General features: G+C 65.6%; 1 protein-coding gene. It reads right to left on the bottom strand.

The genetic code is table 11. The annotated features are described in order from the left end of the window. A partial coding sequence (locus tag EB084_17085; protein ID NDD29973.1) for an amino acid adenylation domain-containing protein occupies positions 1–6,575 on the bottom strand: 6,575 nt, incomplete at both ends.

Below are 6,575 nucleotides of genomic sequence, written 5' to 3'. Positions count from 1 at the left end.
CTGATCTTGACCTGGTGGTCGATGCGTCCGAGGAACTCGAGCTCGCCGTGGGCGTTCCAGCGCACGAGGTCGCCTGTGCGGTACATTCGGGCGCCCCGTGATTCGAGGGTGAAGGGGTCTGCGACAAATCTATCGGCGGTTAGACCGGGTCGGTCGAGGTAGCCTCGGGCGACCTGGGCGCCTCCGATGTAGAGCTCGCCAGGCACGCCAATGGGTACGTTGTTCAGATGCGCGTCGAGCACGTGGACCGTGACGTGATCGACGGGGGGGCCGATGGGAAGATTGCTTCGCTCGATGGCGCGGGTCAGCACGTCGGGGGTGATCTGGCAGGTGGTTGTGCACACGGTCGCCTCGGTGGGGCCGTAGGCATTGATGAGCTGTCGGTTTGAGGCCCACAGGTTGGCGAGGGGCACCGGACACGGCTCACCTGCGACGACGATGGTCTGCAGTGCCGGGAGTGCTTCTGCCAACACCTCAGCGGAGGTGCCCTCTGTCAGGGCGTGGAGCGCGGAAGGTACGATGGTGAGGTGCGTGACGCTGAATCTCTCGAGCAGTGCGAACAGCAGCGCGCTGTCTTTGAGGTGCTCTGCGCGTGGGAGTATGAAGGTTCCCCCGTGACCCAGGGAAAGGCCGAACTCAAAGACGCTGGCGTCGAATCCGATGGAGGCCCAGGCCAGCGTTCGCAGCGCTGTGCTCACCTCGAAGGGGGTCACCTGGTTCCGGCAGAGATGGGTCCACTGCGCGTGGGTGACAGCTACCCCTTTGGGTTTCCCTGTGGAGCCAGATGTGTAGATGACGTACGCCAGGTTCTGCGGGGAGAGTGTGCCGCGGTCGGGTGGGGTGTTCGCTCTTCCATCCAGCACACGGCGAGTCTCTTTTGAGTCGAGGCAGATCACATCGAGCGTAGACGTTTCGTGCGATTCTCGCTGATCTTTCAGCACCCCATCGTGGCGGATCGCTTCGAGCGTCAGCACGACCCGCGCTTTGCTGTCTTGAACCGCATCGGTTATGCGATTCGTTGGCCACGATGGATCGAGCGGTACGTAGGCACCGCCGGCCTTGAGCGTTCCGAGGATGGCAGCGAGAAGATCCAAGCCACGGTCCATGACGATGGCCACGCGCGCATCGGGGCCCACGCCCAGCGCGACGAGATGTCGCGCCAACTGGTTCGCGCGTGCGTCGAGCACGCCGTAGGTGAGGGTCTGGTCTTCGAAGACGAGGGCGGTGGCGTGGGGGCGAAGGGCGGCTCGTTCTTCGAACCGCTGGTGCACGAGGGGGAGCGGGTCTGGAAGTGGAGCGGTGGACGCCCCCTGACTGAGCACTCTCAGAATGTCTCGCTCGTCTGGGGTGAGCAGATCACATCGGTGCAGCTGGAGCGAGGTGTCTCTGGTTGCTGCGCCATCGTGGGTGAGGTGTGCTGCGATGGTGCCGATCGTTGCGGCGAGGCGATCGGCTATTCGGGAGACAGTAAGGGGCTCAAAGAGGTCGGCGGCGTACTCGATGTCGAGGGCCAGACCTTCGGCGGTCTGCGCCGCGGAGAGGCTCAGGTCGACCTTTGCGATGCGCTGGCCCAGGTCGACAGGTCGCGCGAGAACGTCTCCCAGATGCAGGTTGGCCTGCTCGTTGTTCTGCAGGGTGAGCATGAGCTGCACGAGGGGCGGGTGGCTCAAGGATCGGGGCAGGTCAAGGCTCTCGACGATGTTCTCGAAGGGCACGTCCTGACGCGCCCAGGCCTGCACGCATCGCTCGCGTACGTGGTCCAGGAGGCGTTCGAATGTGTGGGCGTCGCTGAGGTCGAGTCGCAGCGGCAGGGTGTTGACGAACATTCCCACGATGGGCTCGAGGTCTGGGTGGGTTCGGTTGGCGGTGGGGCTTCCGATGACGATGTCGTCTCCCGCGCCATGGCGCTGCAGAACATGGGCCCACGCCGCGAGCAGTCCCATGTACAGCGTTGCGCCGTGAGCCCGCACACCGCGCTCGAAGGCCTGGGTCACATCGGACCCGATGACACGGGCGTAGGCGCCGCCTCGCATGCTCTGCCGGGGTGGACGCGGGTGATCGGTGGCGATGGGGGTGCATACCGGCACGCCGGCAAGGGTCTGCTTCCACCCGTCGAGCTGCGCGGTGAGTCGCGCTCCCGAGAGATAGCGTCGCTGCCAGGCCGCAAAGTCTGCGTAGCTTACGCGCAGCGGGGGCAGCGCCGGGTCTTCCCCTGTGCAGGCTGATGCATAGAGTCGGGAGAGGTCGCGGAGCAGGATGGGGATGGACCATCCGTCGGCGGCGGTGTGGTGCAGGACGAGCCCCAGGATCCACTTCTTGATGCTGTATGCATCGGTCGGTCGATCCTTGCCGTCGGTCCCCGCCGTGGGCTCTGGTGCAACTGGGATGAGCACCGCGCGGATGGGGATGTCTTCGGCAAGTCGGAAGGGCTGCAGCAGCACGGTACGGGCCAGCATGATCGCTTGGTCTCGTGGGGTGGTTTCCTCGATGCTGAGAACAGGTCTGTCGGGATCTACCACGTGCTGCCAGACCGCTGAATCGTGCTCTACGAGCAACGTGCGCAGGCTGGCATGTCGCTGCACGAGCGCAGCGAAGGCGTGCTGCAGGGCCGAGGGGTTGATGGCGCCTTCGATTTCGCTCATCGCGGGCATGAGGTAGGCCTGGTTGCCGCGCTCCTGCTCGAACTGGTCGATGAACCACAGCCGCTGCTGGGCAGAGGAAGCGGGTTTCGGCGCGTCATGCGCGAGTGGCGCGATGACGCGCGCTTCGGGGTCTTCTCTGTGCGCTTCGGAGGAGAGCAGTGCCTTCAGTCGTGTTGCAAGGTCGAGCAGCCTCGGATGCTCAAAGACGAGTCGCACCGGCACATCGATTCCCAGCGCGTGACGTAGCCGCGCGGTGAATCGTGTGGCGAGCAGTGAGTGACCGCCCGTGGCGAAGAAGTCGGCTTCGAGACCGAAGGTCAGTGGGAGTGCGCATGTCCCCCCACCTAGTACCTCTTGCGCCTGGAGCAGCACCATCTGGCCGACGAGATCGTCTGGGTCGGGCGCGAGACGCTGGAGGCCTTCGCTGACGAGCGTGGGCGCCGGCAGCGCCTTGCGGTCGAGCTTGCCATTGGCGGTGAGGGGCAGCGCATCAATGGCGACGATGGCCGCAGGGATCATGTACGACGGCAGCATCCCCGCGATGTGCCGCTTGATCTCGTTTGACGTTGCGGTTCCCACGACCCACGCCACGAGTCTCTTGTTGGTGGCATCGGCGGGGTCGTCGATCGCGAGCACGACAGCCTGGAGGACGCCCGCGCACCCGAGAATGGCGGCTTCGATCTCGCCGGTCTCGATGCGGAAGCCTCTGATCTTGACCTGGTGGTCGAGGCGCCCCCCGTGTTCGAGTCTTCCGCTGGAGAGCCAGCGGCCGCGGTCGCCGCTGCGATAGCGCCGGGTTCCCTCAGGGCCGGCGATGAAGCGGTCGGCGGTGAGTCCGGGTTGCTCGAGGTAGCCGCGCGCCAGGCCTTCTCCCGAGACGACGATCTCGCCCCAGACGCCGACCGGCGTGGGGTTGCCGTGGGCGTCCCAGACCTCGATGCCCCAGCCGTCGATGGGCGTGCCGATGACGCTCTGATGGGGGTGGGCATCGATGAGTGCTTCGGTGAGCGCCTCGAAGGTCACGTGTACCGTGGTCTCGGTGATGCCGTACATGTTGACGAGACGTCCGGGGCCACCCATCTGCAGGTACGGCGCGACGGCGCGCAGGTCGAGGGCTTCGCCTCCGAAGATGATCTCGCGCAGGTGCAGTGCGGGCATGGTATCGTGTGCCTGTCTTGCCTGAATGGCGAGCAAGAGGTTCTGGAAGGCAGAGGGGGTCTGGTTGAGCACGGTGACCTTCTCGTGGTGGAGCAGGTCGATGAACCGGTCGGGCGAGGTGCGTGCCTCTTGCGGAACGATGACCAGACGGCCCCCGTGCGTGAGTGCCCCCCAGATCTCCCAGACCGAGAAGTCGAAGGTGGTGCTGTGAAAGAGCGTCCACGCATCGTCAGGGCCGAAGGTGAAGCTGCGGTCCGTGCGCTGCAGCAGTGCGGCCACGTTGCCGTGTGTGACGCCAACGCCCTTCGGTCGCCCTGTGGAGCCAGACGTGTAGATGACGTAGGCGAGCTGGCCCGGCGTGATCTGTGCGCGCGCCGGCGGGGCGGCCGGAAGCTGCGCAAGGACTGTGACGATGGAGGGAGCGTCGGTGCAGATGCACGGCACGTTGCTGGAGACCGCATCGACCTGCCTCGTGAGAGACGCCTGCGTGAGCACGATCTTCGCGTAACTGTCTTCAACCGCGTAGCGGATGCGATCCGTCGGCCAGGTAGGATCGAGAGGCACGTAGGCTCCCCCGGCCTTGAGGGTGGCGAGGATGGCGACGATGAGGTCGAAGCCACGGTTCAGGACAATGGCGACGCGGCTCTCGGGGCCGACTCCGAGTGCGACGAGATGTCGTGCGAGGCGGTCGGCGCGGGCGTCGAGCGCGCCGTAGGTGAGGGTCTGGTCTTCGAAGAGGAGGGCAGTGGCGTACGGGCGCAGGGCGACCTGTTGTTCGAAGCGCTGGTGCACGAGGGGGAGCGGGTCAGGGAGCGGAGCGCTCTGCGATTTTGTCCAACGGTCGAGACAAGCGATGGCGACGGTGGTGCGCAAGGGGAGCGCAAGTATGGGGCGCTGGCTCTTGTTCTCCACGGATGTGATGATCTGCGTGAGCGCTTCGCACATAAGGTCGCACAGCGCTTGCGCGGTCCATCCGATGCCTTCGATCTCGATGCTCTGGGCGGAGAGGGCGAATCCGCTTCCGAGGTCGTCCATCGAGAGGGAGAAGGGGTAGTTCGTGCGCTCTCGCGTGCTGACGAGGGTGACTCCAGGGGTGAAAGCGGTTTCTGACGCGTCTTGGGCGGGCGTGGTGCTGTGCCGATAGTTGAACAGGGTGGTGAACAGCTCGGCACTGGCGCCGACGCCTGCGCAGCTCTTGGCGACACTGAGGGGTGCGTGCTCGTGCCGGATGAGGGAGACGAGGCGCTTTGCGACGTGGGTGAGCGCTTGTGTAGCGGTCTGGTTGCGCAGGTCGACCGCGATGGGCAGGGTGTTGATGAAGAGGCCCATGGCACTCTCCACGCCCTGGCCACCCTGGAGCCTTCCGAACAGCACGGTTCCGAAGACGACCTTGTCCTGCCCACAGAGACGGCTCAGCACGAGGGCCCATGCGAGGTGGGCCAGGGCAGCAGGAGGCACGGCCGCGCTCGATGCTGCGGCACGCATGCGCGCGGCGAGCTCAGGTTCGATGCGCACATGCGCTTCCGCGATGTCGTCTCCGCTGCTTTGTGCGTGGGCGATGCCAAACGGGGCGGTGGGCGTGTCGATGTGTGCGAGCATCTCGGAGAAGAACGTGCGATGGGCTTCCTCAGAAACGCTGTGTCGCGAGCGCCAGGCAAAGTCACGGAAGGGCACGGGGGGCGGCAGGGTTTCTCCGCGCGCAAGCAACGCGGCTTCATGGGCCATGATCTCGAGGCCGACGTGGTCGCTCACGAGGTGGTGGAACTGCAGGAGCACGGTCTGGGGCCCGTCGGCCGTGCCTGCAGCGGTGACGTACATGAGGGGCGCGCGGTGGATGTCTATCCAGGTGGTGGCATTCTCCTCGACAAGTGCTCTCGCAGCAACGTCGTCGTTGCTGCATTCGGGGAGCGCGAGGAACGTCTGGTGAATGGGCGCCTGTCGCAGCACGACCTGCACGGGGTGGCTCAGGTCGGCGTCGTGGAAGGCCGTGCGCCAGATGTCGTGGCGGTCAACGATGCCTTGCAGGGTGTGAATCCAGGCGTCTAGATGGGCTCGGCTATCGGCGCGGAGCCAGACCTGCAGAGCATACGGGTCGGCCTCCGGGTCGAGGCGGTGAACAAAGAGGAGACCTTCTTGCAGCGGGGTGAGGGGGTAGATGTCCTGTATGTTGGCCGCGCCGCCGGGAACGACCGCGATGAGCCCGTCGATCTCGGCCTGGTTGAGGTCTGCAAGCGGCGCCTGCTCGGGGGTGATGCGTACCGCGTTGGCGGCGATGGTGGTCTGCGGGGGCGCAACCTCGGTGTGATCACGTGCGGTAGAGCTGCGCAGAACCTGGGCGAGATCGAGGAGTCTCGGATGCTCGAAGACGAGGCGCACGGGCACGTCGATGCCCAGCGCATTGCGTAGCCGTGCGGTGAATCGGGTGGCCAGCAACGAGTGGCCGCCGAGGGCGAAGAAGTCGGCTTCAAGTCCGAATCTCGATGCGTTCGTGGAAGCCGCGCCACCGTCGAGCACCTCGCGGGCCTGCAGCAGCACCATCTGGCCGACGAGATCGTCGGGGGCGGGTGTGATCTGCTCGCCATCTGTCGAGGAGAGGTCGGGCAGTGGCAGCGCCTTGCGGTCGAGCTTTCCGGTGGTGTTGAGGGGCAGCGCATCGATGGAGACGAGGGCAACAGGGATCATGTACGCGGGAAGGGTGCGCGCGATGTGTGCCTTGATCTCGTCGGGTGTGGCGGTTCCCACGACCCACGCCACGAGTCTCTTGTTGGTGGCATC

It is taken from the genome of Pseudomonadota bacterium (assembly GCA_010028905.1).
Taxonomy (GTDB): domain Bacteria; phylum Vulcanimicrobiota; class Xenobia; order RGZZ01; family RGZZ01; genus RGZZ01.
Note: the sequence above shows the minus strand (reverse complement) of the source record. Positions and strands in the feature narration are given on the sequence as shown.